The organism is Sporosarcina sp. Y1011 (assembly GCF_057669885.1).
Genome location: NZ_JBYHFP010000006.1, coordinates 104,858 through 124,334 on the forward strand (window position 1 = coordinate 104,858; position 19,477 = coordinate 124,334).

The following is a 19,477-nucleotide window of genomic DNA, read 5'->3' on the forward strand; positions in this document are numbered from 1 at the left end:
ATAGATTGCATGTTGCTTCAATTTAACTTCATCTGTAATAGGGACCGACTATGTTGTATGTTACCCGACCGATCATATCCAAAAATAATCTCCATAATCTGATGCATGCAGCGAGTAGTTCGTTCTAAATTATCTCCGTTCCTTCTACAGTGTAACAAGGCATGAAAATGGGGGAGATAATCTATGTTAATAGATGGGGTTTTTTCAGGAGGAGGTTTAAAAGGATTTGCCTTAGTGGGGGCGTATCAAGTACTAGAAGAAAAGGGATACAAATTTCAGCGTGTAGCAGGAACGAGTGCCGGTGCAATACTTGCCTGTTTCATAGCTGCGGGGTATTCCGCAAAGGAAATTGAAATTATGTTGGATGAACAAGATTTCCAGGTACTTCTTGATCCACGAAAAACAATTATGCCCTTACAGCTAATGAAATGGTTTCAGCTGTATTGGCGGCTTGGCTTATATCAGGGCAAAGCTTTGGAGAATTGGTTCTTAGAAAAGTTAGCAGCAAAAGGGGTGTATACATTTGCAGATTTGCCACCCGGATCATTGAAACTGGTTGCCTCAGATTTAACGAATGGTAAGATGATTGTCCTTCCTGACGATTTAGATTGGTATGGACTATCAGAAGCAACCTTTCCAATTGCACGTGCTTTACGAATGAGCTGTGGAATTCCTTTCTTCTTCGAGCCTGTAAGATTGAAAGTTGGGTCAGGTGATACAATCGTTGTTGACGGGGGAGTGTTAAGCAATTTTCCGATGTGGATATTTGAAGACATGGACGGAAAAAAAGAACGACCAGTCCTTGGTCTCAAGTTAAGCCGCAACCAGGAAGAAATGCCAGGACATAAAATCGACAATGCATTGGATTTGTTCGAGGCACTCTTTTCAACGATGAAAAATGCACACGACGAAAAGTATATTTCGCGCAAACATGAAAAAAATATTATTTTCATTCCAGTTGATGACTATAGTGCAACACAGTTTGATTTGGATGAAGAAACAAGAGTAGCCCTTATAGAAGCGGGACGTATCCATACAGTTAAATTTTTAAAAACCTGGTAAAGAAAAAAGATGCTAGCTCCCTAGACACGGGAAACTGGCATCTTTTTTGTTGACACTAGAATTCCCCGCTACAGGAATATAAATGACAAGTGAAAAGTGAGGCAAGCTAGGATTTTGCTAATAACTCATATGATGTGGCATCCTTCAACATATAATATATAACTAGGAGGATGAATATGGATTACAGTAGAAAAAAATACCCCTATAAGAAGAAGCAGCAACCAAATATTCTCTTCTTAATGGTTGATCAGGAACGCTTCCCATCTGTCTATGAAACAAAAGAATTGAAGGAATGGCGAAAAGAAAATCTAGTTGCGCAAGAACTTTTGCGGAAGAATGGTATGGAGTTTTTCAATCATTATGCTGGTAGCACCGCTTGCTCTCCAAGTCGTGCAACATTATATACAGGGCAATATCCTTCACTTCATGGAGTTACTCAAACTCCAGGAGCTGCTAAGGATTCGTTTGACCCGGATGTGTTTTGGCTTGATCCAAACACTGTTCCAACGACGGGGGATTACTTTCGAGCTGCAGGATATGATACCTTTTGGAAGGGGAAATGGCATGCGTCAGACGAAGATATTTTAATCCCCGGTACACATAATGCTTTACCCAGCTATAATCCAATGACTGGAGTTCCTACTAAAGAAAACGAAAAATTATATGAAAAAGCGAACCGTCTTGACTCTTTTGGATACTCTGATTGGGTTGGGCCCGAACCTCATGGGTCAAACCCGAGAAATTCCGGTTCCTCTGCGGGCATAGGCACAAGTGGTCGGGACGAAGTGTATGCAGCAGAAGCAGTAGAGTTAATCAAATCGCTAAATGAAATTTCAACATGCACGAAAGACGAGACACCTTGGTTTATAAAATGCTCCTTCATAAATCCCCATGATATCGCGTTATATGGTGTGCTATCCGCTATTTCCCCGAACTTTAACTTTGAAGTCGACCCAACACTTCCGTACATCCCACCAGCTCCGACAGTAGGGGAGTCGTTGTTAACTAAACCATCAGTCCATGAAAGCTATCGTGGTACGTATCCTAAAGCATTGCAGCCTATAATTGACAACAATTTTTACCGCCAATTGTATTACAGCTTACAAAAAAAGGTCGATGATGAAATGCTAAAAGTCTTATTGGCCCTTCAAAACTCGAGTTTCTATGACAACACAATTGTTGTATTTACATCTGATCATGGAGAACTACTGGGAGCACACGGCGGCCTCTATCAAAAATGGTATAACATGTACGAAGAATCGATTCATGTTCCATTGATCATTCATAGTCCAGCTCTATTCAAGAGAGCTAAATGTACAGATATGCTTACAAGTCACGTCGACGTACTTCCAACATTGCTGGGACTAACGGGAATAAACGTTGACTTAATTCGAGAAAAGCTTTCAAAAAACCACACGGAAGCACTTCCATTAGTTGGACGGAATTTGACGCCTTTACTTTATGGGCATAAAAAGTTTTTTGGTGCAAATGAACCGCTCTACTTTATGACAGATGACAATGTCTTCAAAGGTTTACAACAAACGAATGCCATCACAGGCAAACCCTATAAAACAGTAGTTGAGCCAAGTGACATCGAGGCAGTGATCACCAGGCTTGAATCAGGGAAAGATAATACTGAAGAAATATGGAAATTCGCACGTTATTTTGACAATCCCAAGTTTTGGACGGTTCCAGGCAATAGCGATACAGTCATAATCGAACAAGATGGCTGCTGCGTCCCAGTGACAAAAACAGAGCCAGTCCCGGAGCAATATGAACTCTACAATCTCACAAAGGATCCGTTAGAAAAAACAAACCTAGCGGATCCGGTATTTGCAACAATAGAATCTGCCATTACCCAAAGCGTGTTAGCGAGAATCCTTGAGGAACAATGCCGTCAAAAGAGACTGACACCAACGAGTGGAGAAGTTACGGGGATGCCGGGGTGTAGTATTGATGTGGAATAACTAGTCATTAACTAAAACGCGCGCTAAATGTATCAAAAAAGCCAGCAACTCGACGGGTTAAACCCACTGAGTTGCTGGCTTATTATTGATATTCGTTCAGTTTAAGATAAACGACTCTTAAAGTCTTCATAGCCAAATTGTTTAATCACTTTAACACCATCGTTAAGTGTATTCAAAACGATAGAAGGTAAATTAACACCATTAAAAGTATTGTTTTTCACCATTGAGTAATGACCCATATCACAAAAGACCAGTTTGTCGCCAGGCTTTAAAGGCTCATCAAAAGAGTAATCACCAATGACGTCACCTGCAAGGCAAGTTGGTCCACCAAATCGATAGGTGTAAGCTTTTTCGTTCGGAAGTCCTGCGCCAATGATTTCAGGGCGATAAGGCATTTCAAGTACATCAGGCATATGGCAAGCTGCTGAAGTATCTAAAATGGCAATCGGCATTCCGTTGTGAAGGGTGTCTAAAACAGTAGCAACCAAATAACCGGTATTTAGTGCTACAGCTTCACCAGGCTCCAAATACACTTGAACCCCATATTTCTCCTTCATAAACAGGATTGAACGAATGAGTGTTTCAATATCATAATCCGGTCTTGTAATATGATGACCGCCTCCGAAGTTGATCCACTTCATATTTTGAATATATTTTCCAAACTTTTCATCTACAACTTGTAAAGTTCTTTCAAGTGTATCAGAGTTTTGTTCACACATTGTATGGAAGTGTAGGCCATCGATACCTTCAAGCTGGTCTTCTTCAAAGTTTTCAAGCGTTATACCAAATCTTGAATGTGAAAAACATGGATTGTACATATCGACTTCGATTTCAGAGTACTCGGGGTTAATGCGCAGCCCGATTTCGATTTGCTTCGAATGGTTCTGTACTTTGCCCTTGAACTGATTATATTGTTGGAATGAATTAAAGACGATATGATCTGAGTAAGTAAGAATCTCCTCAAACTCCGATTCAGAAAAAGCGGGTGCGTAGGTATGTACCTCTTTACCCATTTCTTCATAGCCTAATCTTGCTTCATGGACGGAACTAGACGTTACGCCATTCAAGTATTCTCCTATCAACGGATACACGGAGAACATCGAAAACCCTTTTTGAGCGAGTAGAATCTTACACCCGGTCCGATCGATAACTGATTTCAATTTCTCCAAGTTTTTAATGAGCAAACCTTCGTCTACTACATAGCTGGGGGAGGGGAGTGTGTTCAAGTCAATATTCAATGTTAGTCCTCCTCAGTCAATCAGTTCAGGATTGAAGCTTTCCTGCCATGGCAAACCGTATTTGTTGAGTGCTTCCATGAATGGATCAGGATTGAACTCTTCGATATTGTGTACGCCAGGATTCTTCCATTTACCAGTCATAACAAGCATAGCACCGATCATTGCAGGTACTCCCGTTGTATAAGAAATCGCTTGTGAACCGACTTCTGCATAACATTCTTGATGGTCACAGACATTATAGACATAATATGTTTTCTCTTCGCCATCTTTGATACCTGTGAAGATACAGCCGATATTCGTTTTGCCTATTGTTCTAGGACCTAGGGAAGAAGGATCCGGTAAGATTGCTTTCAAGAATTGTAATGGAACAATTTCCTTACCTTCGAAAATAATAGGTTCAATAGAAGTCATGCCGACGTTTTCAAGTACTTTTAAATGGTTCAAATAATTCTCTGAGAACGTCATCCAGAAACGAATCTTTTTGATACCAGTAATATTGAGTGCAAGAGATTCCAATTCCTCATGATGTAACAAGTAAACATCTTTTGGACCAATTTCAGGAAGATCATAAACGCGTTTAATTGACAAAGGTTCAGTTTCAATAAACTCACCATTCTCAAAGTAGCTACCATTTGCTGTGATTTCACGGATGTTAATTTCTGGATTAAAGTTTGTGGCGAATGGATAGCCATGATCACCAGCGTTTGCATCTACAATGTCAATTGTATGAATTTCATCGAAATGATGCTTTAACGCATGTGCAGAGAAGACACCTGTAACACCAGGGTCAAAACCACTACCAAGTAGGGCAGTGATACCCGCCTTTTCAAAACGTTCTCTGTACGCCCATTGCCAGCTGTATTCAAACTTGGCTTCGTCAAGTGGTTCATAATTTGCCGTATCGACATAGTCAACGCCAGTAGCAAGGCATGCATCCATAATCGTTAAGTCCTGGTAAGGCAATGCAACGTTAATGACGATATCTGGTTGGAAACGATTGATAAGTTCAACCAATTCTTCTACATTGTCCGCATCTACTTGCGCTGTTTGAATTTTAGTACGACCGCCGTCTAGTTTATCTTTCAATGCGTCACATTTAGAAACTGTACGGCTTGCGATACAGATTTCTTCGAACACGTCTGGAACCTGACAACATTTATGAGCAACGACCCCTGCAACTCCACCAGCACCAATAATTAAAGCTTTTCCCATTAATATACACCGCCATTTTATTATTTTTAGTTATCTGAATCAATTTCATTATATAGAGGATATTGTATTAAAATCTGAACAAGGTTGATTTACACTCCAGGCAGACGCTACTCGTTACAATCAACGGAGCCCATCCATGCAAGTGAGTAATCGATAACGAAATTTAGTTAATGTTAAGTTTTTAATTATAATAAGAAATTATGAAATTAATTTACATATAAGAATTAAGATAAAGAATTCTATTTAGTCGGTATTAATTGCTAATAACAATTCTCTTAACACTTTGCATGCGACAGCTGTGGAAACGCCGCTTTGATCGTAAATAGGGGATAGCTCATTTACGTCACATGCAACAATATTAAGTCCGCTCGCTGTTAATATGGCATTCAGTAAATCCATAAAGCTGACACCACCGGCTTCAGGTGTACCTGTTCCGGGAAAAACAGAAGGATCCAAGACATCCAAATCAATGGTTAAATAAATGGGTTTTCCTTTAAGCTTATCAACAACTTCTTCTAAACCGTTAAAGTTGAACTTGTTAGTAAAGACGTGGTCTTGCCCCCATTGGAATTCGCTACGGTCGCCAGAGCGGATACCAAATTGGAATATTTTATCATCTCCAAGCAAGTCCCATACCCTGTGAATGACAGTAGCATGAGAAAGAGTCTCATCGAGATAATCCTCACGTAAATCTGCATGTGCATCAAACTGAATTACATGTAAGTCGGGATATTTTTTAGCAACAGCTCTTACAGCACCGAGTGTCACTAGATGTTCTCCGCCAATCATACATGGGATCTTGCTGTCATTCAAAATTTGAGTTGTAAAATCCTCAATTTGTCCTAGCGCTCTAGAAGTATTTCCGAAACTTAATTCTAAATCGCCACCGTCAAATACAGTGATATCTTCCAAATCTCTATCCTGATAGGGGCTATACGTTTCAATACCAAACGATTCACCGCGCATGGCTTTACTAGCAAAGCGAGTACCTGGGCGGAAAGAAGTCGTTGAGTCGAAGGGGGCGCCGAAAATGACGATTTTTGATTCGTCATACTCATTGTCACAGCCAATAAACGTTTCAATATTTCTATTCAACATCTTTTAATTGCTCCTTTACATAGTTTGGAAGAGCGAATGAACCGACATGTATACCAGTATTGTAATACTTCGTTTTCAAGCCAAGTTCGTTCCATGCCGCTACATCCAAATCTTGAATAGGGTCAAACTTTTTGGACGCGAATCCAAATAGCCAATGTCCGGATGGATAAGTGGGCATATGAAATTGATACACTTTACAAACAGGGAAGAACCCTACAATTTTTTGATGTGCTTTCCTCATCCCGAGTGCGTCTTCAGCGTAAAATGGACTTTCGTGCTGATTTACAAGAATTCCATCATCAGTTAGAGCTTTGTAACAGTTGCCGTAAAATTCTTTAGTGAATAATCCTTCGCCTGGACCAAATGGGTCTGTTGAATCCACGATAATTAAATCATATTCATTTTCAATCCTGCGAACAAATTTTAACCCGTCTTCAAAGTGTAATTTGACTCTAGGGTCATCCAGTTTTGAGGCCGTCTGTGGTAAGTATTCCTTGCATACATCTACAACCAATTTATCAATTTCCACCATATCGATTTCCTCAATCGTTGGATAGGCAGTCAACTCGCGGATTGTTCCACCATCACCAGCTCCGATAACTAGCACTTTTTTGATAGCCGGATTAGTCGCAAGTGCAACATGCGTAATCATTTCGTGATAAATGAATTCATCCTTTTCTGTCAACATGACCAGTCCATCAAGTGTTAGAACTCTTCCGAACTCTGCCGTTTGTAAAATATCGATTTTTTGAAAATCACTTTTTCCGGTGTAGAGGTGCTCTTCCACTTTCAAGGAAAAACGGACATTGGGCGAATGATTTTCTGTGTACCATAAATTCATTCCACCAACTCCTTCAATACATTAATATTTTCAATATTGCTGTCCTCAGTACCGGTTAGGAAACAACCTTTTACTTTTGAGTAATCAATGAAATCTAAAATCTCTTTTGTAATTCGTTCACCTGGAGCAAGAATAGGGATGCCAGGTGGGTAGCACATCACGAATTCACTGGAAATATAACCCGCGCTTTCTGAGATAGGTAACTTTTGCTTTGGCGCATAAAAGGCCTCTTGCGGGGTTAAAACCACCAACGGACTGATATATTCATGAATGTAAATCCTGTTTTTATCTTTAGAGTAGCGACGTTTGATCTCTGCTAAGGCAGCTACTAAACGTTCCAAATCCAAATGCCTATCGCCAACAGAAATATAGGCCAAAATATTACCGATATCGCCAAACTCGATTTGAATATCATACTCATCTCGCAGAATATCATATACTTCAATTCCAGCCAATCCGATTTCACGCGTATCTACCGAGAGTTTCGTTACGTCAAAGTCGTAAATAGTATCTCCATTAATCAGCTCTCTTGAATAGGCGTAATAGCCATCAATTTTGTTGATTTCATCCCTGGTGTATTGCGCCATTTCTGCTACTTTTTTAAAAATTTCTATCCCATTAAGAGCTAAACTTCGTCTTGAGATATCTAAAGAGGATAGCAATAAATAAGAACCGCTTGTTGTTTGCGTCAAATTAATAATTTGTCGTGTATAACCTTCGCTTACGTCATTATTAATCAATAAAAATGAACTTTGTGTCAATGAACCTCCGGATTTGTGCATACTAACGGATGCCATATCAGCACCAACTGACATTGCAGAAGCAGGGAGGTTATTTCCGAAGTAGAAATGCGTGCCATGTGCTTCATCTACAAGGACGAGCATGCCATGCTTATGGGCTAGATCGGTTAGTGCCTTCAAGTTAGAACAAATCCCATAATAAGTAGGGTTATTGATAAGAATGGCTTTAGCATCTGTATTCTCTAAAATAGCTTGTTCCACATCTTTTACGGACATCCCTAGGGGAATACCAAGTTCACTGTGGACGCCGGGATTCACATAAATGGGTACAGCACCGCTTAAAATGAGTGCATTAATGGCGCTACGATGAACGTTGCGAGGCATAATGATCTTATCTCCAGCTTTGCATGCCGTCATGATCATTGCCTGTACAGCAGATGTTGTCCCATTCACCATGAAAAAGGCATTCTTTGCATTAAAGGCTTGAGCGGCTAGTTCTTCAGCCTCTTTAATGACTGAAACCGGATGACATAGATTATCAAGCGGCTTCATGGAATTGACATCCATGGTCAGGCATTGCTCACCTAAGAATGCAGCTAATTCAGGATTACCTCTTCCGCGTTTATGACCTGGGACATCGAAAGGGACGACACGCATAGATTTATATTGAGTGAGGGCCTCCATAATTGGGGCTCTATGTTGCAATTGACTTGTCACGTTATCACCCCTTATTCATCTATATTAGAACCGTTAAAAATCTCTGTCATTTCTCTACGTAACATCGTTGTAATCTCGAGCCTTTCACTAATAGGCAGCTCAGAGACATTCGTATTAAACAAATAATTTTGTAAGTTTATGTCTTTTATTAATAATTTTGTGTGGAAAATATTTGATTGATGGACATTAATATCTTTCCAATCGTATTTCAGCAAGGTTTCACTGTCAATATAATCCCGGATGGATTCCATAGCATGATCTATATATACTTTCTTCCCTTCAATGCTACGAGTAAACCCACGCACGCGGTAATCAGTAGTTATAATATCCGAATCAAAACTGCCAATCAGATAATCCAGTGCATTCAAAGGTGAAATTTTACCACACGTCGAGACATCGATATCTACCCGAAAAGTAGCAATCGAGTTATCTGGGTGATATTCAGGATATGTATGCACAGTTACATGACTTTTGTCCAAATGACCTACAACTGTATTACGGGTTTTTAGAATTGACAGTTCCTCTTGATTGTACGGGCCGTCAATCTGTGGTCCAGGAAAGGAACCTTCAGAGATGAGAATTGTTACGCTCGCACCCTGGGGATCATAATCCTGCTTACTAACATTCAGAACTTGAGCACCAATAATTTCGGTCACTTCATGGAGAATAGCCGTTAATCTCTCAGAATTATATTGTTCATCAATATACTCGATATATTCACTTTGCTCCCGCTCACTTTTCGCATAGCAAACATCATAGATGTTGAAGCTAAGTGTCTTGGTGAGGTTGTTAAAGCCATATAGCTTCAGCTTATTTTCCAACCCTAACATCACGCCTCTCATGTGAAAACAATACTAATTATAGCACGTCTAATTCTTAGTCAATATAGTTATTTTTAGAAAAAGTAAAATTAATTTATCATTAGTAGGCGTACGATATCATAACTACGTAGAGGCCAATTTCATTGAAATATAATAGATACGACTAGCACTATCTGCGTCAGTTACATAATCCTATTTCCAAGTGAATTATTGTTTTCGTTATTATAGTCTGTGGATTAGACTTCAACTTTATGCGTTAAAACAAAAAGCCAGTTACTCGGCTTAAATAGTTTGCTGAGTAACTGGTAGTGGTAATTATATCATTATTTAATTTACAAAATCTTCTCTAAAAAGTCTTGTGCTCTTTTACTTTTTGGTGACGAGAAGAACTCGGCAGGGGGGGCGTCTTCTACTAATTGACCATCATCTAAAAATAACACGCGATCTGCCACTTCTCTTGCAAAGCCCATTTCATGTGTGACAATTGCCATTGTCATTCCCGTTACTGCTAAAGATTTAATAACTTCCAGTACTTCCTTAACCATTTCAGGGTCAAGGGCGGAAGTCGGCTCATCAAACAGCATCATTTCAGGTGACATTGCCAAAGCCCTTGCAATTGCTACACGCTGCTTTTGCCCACCTGATAACCTTACTGGATGTTCTTTCTCTTTTTCGGAAAGTCCCACTTTTTTTAATAATTCACGTCCAAGAATTTCTGCATCATTCTTCGAAGTACCTTTTACCATCATTGGTGCATATATAATATTTTCAAGAACAGTCTTATGAGGGAAGAGGTTAAACTGTTGAAATACCATTCCCACTTGTTCTCTAACCTTCATGATATTCACTTTGGGATTTGTCACTTCATTATCATTCACCCATATTTGCCCACCAGTGGGATTTTCAAGGAGATTGATGCAGCGAAGAAATGTTGATTTCCCGGAACCTGAAGGGCCAATAATCGCGATGATTTCCCCTTGTTGAATGGTGGTTGAAATACCTTTCAAAACCTCAACTTTTCCGAAGTTTTTACGGAGATTCTGGATCTTAATCACTTCTTCTCATCCTCCTTTCAATCACTTTCCCAAGAAGTGTTAACACAATTACCATCAGATAGTAGATGACACCTGCGAAGATAAGGGATTCAAAATAGCGATAAGTGCTACCACCGACAATATAAGATCTTCTCATAATGTCCGTGACACCAATTACAGTGACAATCGCGGATTCCTTCGTTAACGTGATAAACTCATTTACTAATGCGGGTAAAATATTTTTCAAAGCTTGCGGTAAAACGATATCTTTCATCATTTTCTTATAAGGAATACCGAGGGCCATTGAAGCTTCTAGCTGTCCTTTATCTACAGCTAAAATACCAGCTCTAATAATTTCTGAGATATATGCACCCGAATTTAAACCGAATGCCAAGATAGCTGCGGTATACGCACTGACTTTTATATCAAAAAGTTGTGGGGTACCGTAATAGATTAAAAGCAGTTGGAGAATTAACGGTGTTCCACGGAAAATGGACGTATAGATATCCGCAAACCATTTGAGTCCTTTAAATGGTCCGATTTTACATAATGCCAAAAGAATTCCGATTGCAAAACCAATAAGTGCCGCAACGCTAACAATTTTTAGAGTGACCGCGATTCCTTGCAGAATATAAGGAATCGAGGGAGCAATTTGTGTAAAGTCTAAATTCATGGGTTACACCCTCTCTTCCTATCTGACTTAGTTGCTTAGTTGCTGAACCATTTCAAAACTAGTTTTTCTACTTCGCCTTTGTCTTGTAATTCTTTTAGGGCTTGGTCAAATTCAGCAGTCAATGGACTGTCCTTTTGGAATGCCATTGATAAACCTAATTTATGCTCTTCAGGAAGCTCAAAACTGGATAGGTCCTTATCTGACTCGATGTAGCCATTTGCCACTACATCCGCAATTACGATTGCATCAAGATGGCCAGATTTGATTTCTTGGAATAGATCTGGAACACGGTCCCGGCTTTCGACTGTATACCCATATTGTTCTTCAAGTGATTTCGCACCTTTTTCTTGAACAGAAGCTGTTTGTGCGCCTACTTTTTTACCTTTAAGATCTTCCGCACTATTGATATTGCTGTCTTTTGCTGTAATTACCAGATTTGTTGCTGTGAAATAGGCTGTTGAAAAATCCACTACTTTCTTACGTTCTTCATTGTTGCCGTCCATACCTGCAACGACCATGTCAATGCTCTTTGCTTGTAACGCTGGAATTAGGCCATTGAAATCCATATCTTCAATTTCAAGCTCATAGCCAAGTTCTTTTGCAACCATTTTTGCTAAATCTATATCGAAGCCAATAATTTCATCACCTACCGCAGTGTCAACATATTCGAAAGGAGGATAATCAGCTGAAGTTCCCATCTTAAGAATCTTGGTTTCTTCCGTATCTGAAGTACCTGTTGTTCCGCTATCTGCCTCATCTTTCGTTCCACATGCCGCTAGTACGCTCATAACTAAAACGAGTAGAAGTGCAATTCCTGACCATTTTTTCATATTAAATCTCTCCATTCTCAATTGGTTTTATTTTCAAATTCTGTTAAAGCTTCATCCAATACAGTCAATCCATCATCAATCTGCTCTTTCGTTATTGTAAGCGGGGGAATCATCCGTATAACTTCACCCGAGTTACCGCATAAGTAGAACAGAACGCCTTTTTGGAGACAACTATCTAGCACAGTCATTACGGCTTCACCATCAGGTTCACCCGAATCAGGATTCCCAAGTTCGATACCAATCATCAAGCCGACACCTCTAATATCGGTAATAACTGGGTGGTTCACTTTCATCTCAAGTAGGCGTTTCTTTGCATAGGCACCCATTTCGGTCGCGTTCTCTAATAACTTTTCTTCTTTCATCACTTCAAGAGAAGCAAGGGCAGCAGAGCAGGCTATAGGGTTACCGCCAAAAGTCGTTCCATGTGTGCCGAGTGGCCATTGATCCATCAGTTCCTTGGAGGCGACCGTCGCACTTAACGGAAGTCCTGCGGCAATCCCTTTAGCAATCGCCATGATGTCCGGTTTAACATCAAATGTCTGTGCAGCAAACCAATTACCAGTACGGCCAAACCCTGTTTGGACTTCATCGAAAATAAGAAGAATGCCATGACGGTCGCAAATTTCACGAACTTTTTTAAGCCATGCCTTTGGCGGAATGATGTAGCCGCCTTCGCCAAGAACTGGTTCGATGATCATGCAGGCGACTTCTTCAGGATCAACTTGGTGATTGAAAAGTTTTTTTACGTCTTGTTCTAGTTTTTCAGGGAAGAAGACTTCAGGATCTGCACCTTCAGGAAGGTATTCAGGTAAAGCATATGGCAATTGATATGAAAGCCATGTGGGTTGCAGGTGTTTTCGGTATTTACTTTTAGATGTCGTAACGCTTAATGCACCCATTGAACGTCCGTGGAAGCATCCTGTAAAAGAAACAATATAAGGTCGGCGAGAAGTGTACTTGGCAAGTTTTAATGCACCTTCAATCGCTTCAGTACCACTATTTGCGAAAAAGAAGTTATCGAGTTTTGGTGGCAAAATCGATTGTAATTCCGCAGCGAGTTTCAGAATTGATTCGTAAATGATGACGCCAGAGGGACCATGTATAAGGTTGTCCGCACTGTCTTTTATCGCCTGAACTACTTTTGGATGACGATGACCGACATTTTCCACGGCAATTCCAGATGTGAAGTCTAAATACCTTTTACCATCAGCGCCGTAGTAATAACATCCCTCAGCTTTAACAACCGGTAAATTCGGATGGTCTTTTGCCATGCTTGGTGCGAGAAAGTTTCCGATATTGTCGACCATATGAAGCCAATCTTGTTTTTCATTGTTTTGTAGAGACAATCTAGACACTCCTATTGAAATTCAATGTATTTTTTTAGTTTGCGTACGACGGAAGGTTGACTTATTCCTAAGAATTTCGCAATTTCAGTCGTTGTTCGATAGCGCTCTTGTGCGTTTCTTAAGACTTTCATTTCTACGTCTTCTAAAATGCTTGGGAGGGTACGACCTTCAAGATGAATAATAGACAAATCATTTGTGGTTTCCTTGCGGTATTCTGGTGGTAAGTCTATCGACGTGATAATAGAAGAAGTACTTTGAACAACAAGTCGTTCCATTACATTTTTCAGCTCGCTGTGATTGCCCGTCCATTCAAGTCGAAGTAGATGGTTAAACAAATCATCTGCAATTCTCTTCTCGGTATGGTGATAACTGGAAAAGTAATGCAAATAAAATGTAATTAAAGCACTCAAATCTTCTTTTCTCTCATGTAATGGTTTTAAATAAATAGGCACAATATGAAGTAAATAATATAAGTCTCGGTGAAATTCTTTTCCAAGTAATGCATCTGTAAGAACACTTTCGGAAGAGCTGATGAGTCTCACATTTAGTGGAATGGCTATCGTTGAATGGATAGGTGTGTATTCACGTGCTTTTAAAACACTCATCAGTTTCCCTTGTAAATGAACAGACAACTTATTAATCCCTTTTAAATAGAGTGTACCTCCATGAGATAACGTCAACAATCCGGTTTCTGTGTTTTCAAACTCACCACCGAATAGTTCTCGTTCAAACATCGCTTCAGGTATTGTTTCGCAGTCGATTTCAATGAATGGCCCATCTTTACGAGTGCTTTCATTGTGAATGACCTTTGCCATTGTCGTTTTCCCGGTTCCTGCTTCTCCATAAAGGAAAATGGAGACGTTTAGTGCGGCTGCATTACGTGCAGTTTCATAGGCGATTCGAGTTGATCTGCTTTCAATCGTCAGCCCATCAATTGTAAGATTTTCTTTTCGTAAGTGAGATAGTTCTTGTTTTGCCAAAGACATTTCAAGTTCAAGATCTTTCATGTATTCCTGAATAACCAGAAGTTCTGCTACTTCATATGAATAGCTCATTACAAATTCAACTTCACCCGATTCATTAAAAAAAGGCATACCAGTAATAAGTACTTTCTGTCCACCTGGAGTCGATTGTATAATGACTACTTTCTTTTTCTGTTGAAGTACTAAAGGTGTTATGGCAGGCGAGAATATCCCCATTTTCTCCAGCGCATAAACGGACTTTCCGAGTAACTCTTCAGCTTGTATACCATAATTTCTTCCACTAATTTGCGAAGCTTTTACTATGATACCTGCGTGATTGGTTACGATGATGTCTTCGTCATATGAATCGATAATTTCTTCCCTTGAATTTGGATGTAAGAAAAATCCTAACATACGACCACCTTTCCTCAGAATGACATTATTCAATTTTGAATTATTATTTAGAAGTAAATAAATTGTACTGCTTTTTCAGAATAGCGGCAATAGATATTTAAAAGTAGGGAAGATTTTTTTATGTAAATAGTTGATAACGTTGAAAAGTATAACATGTATGTTCATTCTTGCACAAGTATAATTATGCAAAAATGAATAAAGGGAAATTAGGATTTCCTTTCTCTATTGCTTTATGATTAACTGACTAGAAGGGCTACAATTTAAATTCATTAAATGGAAGGAGAATTATGAATGCTAAAAGAAATGATATTCAAGAATATATCGATTGCTAGGATAGAAATGATAAAGATTCGTCGTCATTTACATATGCATCCTGAGCTATCACATCAGGAGATTGAAACGCCTAATTTCATCGCGAACTACTTGGAAGACTTGGGAATTGAAGTTAGGCGGGGGGTTGGTGGAAGAGGAGTCACGGGGATAATTCGTGGTGGGAGGCCTGGGAAAACAATTGCATTTAGAGCGGATTTTGATGCGTTGTCAATTCAAGATGCCAAAAACGTCCCTTATCAATCAACTGTTCCCGGTGTCATGCATGCTTGTGGACATGACGGTCATACTGCAGCATTACTAGGGTTTGCGAAATCTATGAATGCAGTAAAGGACCAACTTCAGGGAACTATTGTGCTTATTCATCAGTTCGGGGAAGAACTGCCACCTGGTGGGTCAAGAGCAATGATTGAAGATGGTTGCCTTGAAAACGTCGATGCGATTTACGGTGCCCATCTACAGTCCAATATGGAAGCGGGTTATGTCTATGTGCGTGATGGTTATTTACAGGCTGGAGAAGATACGATAAAAATCACTGTAAACGGGTCTGGAGCTCATGGGGCGGAACCGCAAAATGGGGCAGACCCGATTCTGGCAGCCAGTCATATTATGGTTGCCCTACAGTCGATTGTAAGCCGCAATGCAGACCCGTTGAAAGAACTTGTCATTTCGATAGGGAAGTTTCATGCAGGTGATGCGGATAACGTCATTCCAGAGAAAGCAGTTATGGAAGGGACAATTCGCGTCTTTGATGAGGACTTGCGAATGCTTGCCGGCAAGCGTCTAATTGAACTTGCACAATTTGTCGGTCGTGGACTCGGTTGTGAAGTTGAAGTCCAAATAGAAAAAGGCTATGACGCACTTTGGAATCATCCAACACAAGTGAATATTGTCCGCCAAGTGGTAACGGATGCATTTGGTAAGGACGTTTTGGTGGAAACTCAACCAATTATGCCGGTTGAAGACTTTTCTTATTTTCTGCAAAGAATTCCAGGCGCATTTTTCTTCGTTGGAGCAAAAATGGATGACACAGATAATGTCTTTCCACATCATCATGAACGTTTTGACTTTCACGAACCTGCGATGGAAATGATCGCGAAAACATTCGCGGGAATTGTACTTGCATATCAAACATAACCAATGCTCGGAGCGCAATAGCCTGTACAAAATTAAAGGCAGGACTATAATTTCATAATAAATGAATGCTAGATGCTGTAAAACGTTGAATAAAGGGGGAGTTAAAGATTAAAATAGTTATCGCTCCAGATTCATTTAAAGGCAGTGTCACAGCGATGGAAGCTGCACGGTCGATTGAAAAAGGTGTTTTCCAAGCGTTTCCAAATGCAGAAACGGTCCTTGTTCCTGTAGCAGATGGGGGTGAGGGAACAATGGAAAACTTAGTCGCTGTTACCAAAGGGTATACGAAGACAGTTCTAGTTTTAGGACCACTTAGAAGTCCGATTGAAGCTAAATACGGTGTGCTTGGAGATACTAAAACTTGTATCATCGAGATGTCGACTGCATCAGGTTTGAATTTATTGAGCAGTACTGAATTAGATCCACTTAACGCAACTACTTATGGAACAGGTCAATTGATTAGACATGCACTCGATGAAGGATTTAGAAGTTTCATATTGGCGCTTGGTGGTTCAGCAACAAATGACGGGGGCGCTGGAATGCTTCAAGCACTAGGTCTAGAACTGAGGGATAATACAGGTGCGGAGCTTGATTTTGGTGGGGGATCATTGAATCAACTTGACTGTATTTCTACGGAAAACTTTGATCCCCGCATTAGTGAGAGTCAATTTTTGATTGCGTCTGATGTTGAGAATCCCTTTGTTGGACCTAATGGGGCTTCACATGTGTTCGGTCCGCAAAAGGGCGCGACTAAAGAAATGGTTGAACTCTTAGACAACAACCTTTTACATTTTGCTAATTTGATTGAAAGGGAAATAGGCATTAGACTCCATGAACTTCAGGGAGCAGGTGCGGCAGGTGGTATCGGAGGCGCAGTTCTTGCGTTTTTCCCTTCAACAATGAAGCGGGGGGTAGATGTCGTACTCGAGTATACAAGGCTTGACGAACATCTATTAAATGCAGACCTTGTCATTACGGGCGAAGGACAACTGGATTTTCAAACGGCTTTTGGAAAAACACCTATGGGAGTTGCCCAAATGGCAAATAAACGCAATGTATCTACTATAATTCTGGCTGGGTCGCTAATGGGGGATATCGATTCACTTTATCAGTACGGCGTAATTGGAGCATACAGCATCATGAATAAACCGATGAGTTTAAATGAGGCCATGGAAAACGCAAGTGAGCTATTAGAAAAAGTCGCGGAACAAGTTTGCCGTACTTATTTTTCAACTAGAAAAGTGGCTGAATGATATGGAAATCAAAAAACGATTGAAAAACTAAATAAAAAAGCCCTAAACAGTTCACTAGAACTTGTTTTGGGCTTTTTCATGTTATTGAATTGCTTTAACATCCTTCAAAATTGCATAACCGTTTTTCACCTTTAAGTGAGCAACCAATTGCCCTTTAGCAGATAAATCCTCAAGCTCTTTTCCAGTGTTTTCTGGTACATAGAATCTATCTAAACCAAAGTTAATGGAATGAACGTTTATACCTGTCGTATTTTGATAGTCATAGCCATTCAGTTTTCCAGTTAAGTAAATACTGCCTTTTGGTTTTTTATCAGTTAAGCTATCAAGTACATAAATGTCTCCCTGTTTAATTAGCTTTCCATAAACAGTTAACTGATTGGAATTCGTCTGTTTTTCAATTTTCCGCAAAATATTTGTGGGGATTTCGCTTTTTGCAACTTCCTCAATTTCATAGCGGAGCGTTACATAATCTCCATATAATAAATCTCTCGGATCCACAGGTACAGTTAACAAGCTAATATCTTCACCGTACGTTTGCGCCCATAGCGGTTTAAAAGTCAAGCTAATTAACAATATAAGAGGGATGGCTAATGCAACGATGAAACCAAAACGCTTATTTTTCATCCTGTTCATTGGCTATCACCTTTCCTCTGACGTGTCTTTTCAAACCAGAAACCAAAGCCAATTAGGATCAAACCGCCAATGACAAAGAAAAGTGATTTCGGCATGAAGTCATATGACAAATCTGCGTAAAAGCGGAAAATCAGTGCACAAACAATGAGAACAGCGGGTAAACTACCGATTTTCAAGAAGAACAGTAGTTTTATCGCGAAAACAATTGTGAAAATAATCGCCATGATTTCGGCAGTATCTCCAGAAACAACATCAATCCAAGTAGTTGGAAATGTTAGAAATAGCCCCGCTATTCCATAGACAACTGAACCAATCCATTCAGACGATAATTGGTAACTGCCATACGGGTAAAAGGCGAGAAATAACCCGATGACGAAGAAAGAACTTGCAATAAGAAGCCCATGCACATCAAAATAGATAAATATATTGAAAATAAACGTCATTGCTAAAACCGTATTAGCGATGAACAAACCTCTAGAATGATTGAACCTTTTTTCATTCATCCAAAAAAGAAATGGAATGACAAGTAGAAGGAAGTAAGGTACACCACTGATTCCACCCCATACATTGAATCCATAGATAATGAAAAATACTGTTGCTACTGCAGCTATAAATTTATCTTTCAAGTAATAGGCGAGCGGTAAAATCCCGAGTCCCCACATGAAGAAATCCGCATAGACGCCTGCGCTTAGGTTAAACATCTGGCCAATCAAGAAGATACCGGCACCGTACACAGCCACACCGATATAATAAAGGCTACGCGATGTTTTTGGATAACGTTCTTCCATTTTATAACCGCCAATATAAAAGCCAGCTGTCGCAACGAATAATAGAATGAACTTTGCAAGTTTCGGTATTTCCTGCCAATTTCCAGCGACGAAACTTAAAATACCGACACCTATTAAAATGGCTCCAAAGACCAGCAAGACCCGCACAAAACCCACTCGTTCAGTAGGCTCGTATTCCGATAGAAGCGCGCTTCTTTGATCCGTCCCAAGCTTTCCTGCTTGTTCTAAATAGCGAAACTCCTTTTCAAGAACACGGTATTCAGAATTACTGACTTTTCTCTTCATCTAATCGAGCCCCCTATTCCATAGTTTCTCGTATGCTTAATTATACCCGTCTTTAATCATTAGCAACACTGGAAGTTAAGACTATTTTCTAGAACA

The 19,477-nt window shown here is 39.9% G+C and carries 17 protein-coding genes; 4 read left to right on the plus strand and 13 right to left on the minus strand.

The annotated features are described in order from the left end of the window. The first annotated feature begins 183 nt into the window (after window positions 1–183). Entirely contained in the window at window positions 184–1,062 is an 879-nt protein-coding gene (locus tag AC25Y5_RS09730) for a patatin-like phospholipase family protein (RefSeq protein WP_488140101.1), read from the plus strand. 176 nt (window positions 1,063–1,238) lie between these two features. Next, the gene (locus AC25Y5_RS09735; protein WP_488140102.1) at window positions 1,239–3,029 is read left to right on the plus strand and encodes a sulfatase family protein; all 1,791 of its coding nucleotides are present in this window, start codon (window positions 1,239–1,241) and stop codon (window positions 3,027–3,029) included. A 101-nt stretch (window positions 3,030–3,130) separates the two neighbouring features. Here the strand turns inward: AC25Y5_RS09735 and nspC are convergent, their stop codons facing one another. The 11 genes from nspC to AC25Y5_RS09790 all read right to left on the minus strand — a co-directional run bounded on the left by nspC (window position 3,131) and on the right by AC25Y5_RS09790 (window position 14,955). Next, on the minus strand, window positions 3,131–4,267 hold the full coding sequence (gene nspC, locus AC25Y5_RS09740) for a carboxynorspermidine decarboxylase (protein WP_488140103.1): 1,137 nt from the start codon (window positions 4,265–4,267) through the stop codon (window positions 3,131–3,133). 12 nt (window positions 4,268–4,279) lie between these two features. Continuing rightward, window positions 4,280–5,479, minus strand: coding sequence for a saccharopine dehydrogenase family protein (locus tag AC25Y5_RS09745; protein ID WP_482100722.1), 1,200 nt, complete (start codon window positions 5,477–5,479; stop codon window positions 4,280–4,282). A 243-nt stretch (window positions 5,480–5,722) separates the two neighbouring features. Then, window positions 5,723–6,577 (minus strand): agmatinase, encoded by an 855-nt coding sequence (speB, locus tag AC25Y5_RS09750; RefSeq protein ID WP_488140104.1) that lies wholly within the window; start codon window positions 6,575–6,577, stop codon window positions 5,723–5,725. Continuing rightward, window positions 6,567–7,418: a polyamine aminopropyltransferase gene (gene speE / locus AC25Y5_RS09755; RefSeq protein ID WP_482100720.1), complete on the minus strand. Its 852-nt coding sequence runs from the start codon at window positions 7,416–7,418 to the stop codon at window positions 6,567–6,569. Before speE ends, speB begins: the two co-directional genes overlap by 11 nt. After that, complete coding sequence (locus tag AC25Y5_RS09760) at window positions 7,415–8,842, minus strand: aminotransferase class I/II-fold pyridoxal phosphate-dependent enzyme (protein ID WP_488140211.1); 1,428 nt, start codon at window positions 8,840–8,842, stop codon at window positions 7,415–7,417. The genes speE and AC25Y5_RS09760 overlap by 4 nt, the downstream gene beginning before the upstream one ends. A 44-nt stretch (window positions 8,843–8,886) precedes the next feature. Then, window positions 8,887–9,705, minus strand: coding sequence for an adenosylmethionine decarboxylase (speD, locus tag AC25Y5_RS09765; RefSeq protein WP_488140212.1), 819 nt, complete (start codon window positions 9,703–9,705; stop codon window positions 8,887–8,889). Window positions 9,706–10,028: 323 nt separating this feature from the next. Beyond that, window positions 10,029–10,751, minus strand: coding sequence for an amino acid ABC transporter ATP-binding protein (locus AC25Y5_RS09770; RefSeq protein ID WP_488140105.1), 723 nt, complete (start codon window positions 10,749–10,751; stop codon window positions 10,029–10,031). After that, window positions 10,744–11,403 carry an amino acid ABC transporter permease gene (locus AC25Y5_RS09775; RefSeq protein ID WP_482100717.1) on the minus strand — a complete coding sequence of 220 codons (660 nt, stop codon included), beginning with the start codon at window positions 11,401–11,403 and terminating at the stop codon, window positions 10,744–10,746. Before AC25Y5_RS09775 ends, AC25Y5_RS09770 begins: the two co-directional genes overlap by 8 nt. Window positions 11,404–11,438: 35 nt before the next feature. After that, entirely contained in the window at window positions 11,439–12,233 is a 795-nt protein-coding gene (locus tag AC25Y5_RS09780) for a transporter substrate-binding domain-containing protein (RefSeq protein ID WP_488140106.1), read from the minus strand. Between the two features lie 17 nt (window positions 12,234–12,250). Then, window positions 12,251–13,579 (minus strand): aspartate aminotransferase family protein, encoded by a 1,329-nt coding sequence (locus tag AC25Y5_RS09785; RefSeq protein ID WP_488140107.1) that lies wholly within the window; start codon window positions 13,577–13,579, stop codon window positions 12,251–12,253. An 11-nt stretch (window positions 13,580–13,590) separates the two neighbouring features. After that, complete coding sequence (locus AC25Y5_RS09790) at window positions 13,591–14,955, minus strand: sigma 54-interacting transcriptional regulator (protein ID WP_488140108.1); 1,365 nt, start codon at window positions 14,953–14,955, stop codon at window positions 13,591–13,593. 291 nt (window positions 14,956–15,246) lie between these two features. On the opposite strand from AC25Y5_RS09790, the gene AC25Y5_RS09795 reads away from it, so the two are divergent. Beyond that, the gene (locus tag AC25Y5_RS09795; RefSeq protein ID WP_488140109.1) at window positions 15,247–16,422 is read left to right on the plus strand and encodes a M20 metallopeptidase family protein; all 1,176 of its coding nucleotides are present in this window, start codon (window positions 15,247–15,249) and stop codon (window positions 16,420–16,422) included. A gap of 107 nt (window positions 16,423–16,529) precedes the next feature. After that, window positions 16,530–17,675: a glycerate kinase gene (locus AC25Y5_RS09800; RefSeq protein ID WP_488140213.1), complete on the plus strand. Its 1,146-nt coding sequence runs from the start codon at window positions 16,530–16,532 to the stop codon at window positions 17,673–17,675. Between the two features lie 81 nt (window positions 17,676–17,756). Here the strand turns inward: AC25Y5_RS09800 and AC25Y5_RS09805 are convergent, their stop codons facing one another. Together AC25Y5_RS09805 and AC25Y5_RS09810 are read right to left on the minus strand one after the other, a co-directional pair. After that, the gene (locus tag AC25Y5_RS09805) at window positions 17,757–18,308 is read right to left on the minus strand and encodes a GDYXXLXY domain-containing protein (RefSeq protein ID WP_488140110.1); all 552 of its coding nucleotides are present in this window, start codon (window positions 18,306–18,308) and stop codon (window positions 17,757–17,759) included. After that, window positions 18,305–19,381, minus strand: coding sequence for a DUF2157 domain-containing protein (locus AC25Y5_RS09810; RefSeq protein ID WP_488140111.1), 1,077 nt, complete (start codon window positions 19,379–19,381; stop codon window positions 18,305–18,307). The genes AC25Y5_RS09805 and AC25Y5_RS09810 overlap by 4 nt, the downstream gene beginning before the upstream one ends. Window positions 19,382–19,477: the final 96 nt, after the last annotated feature.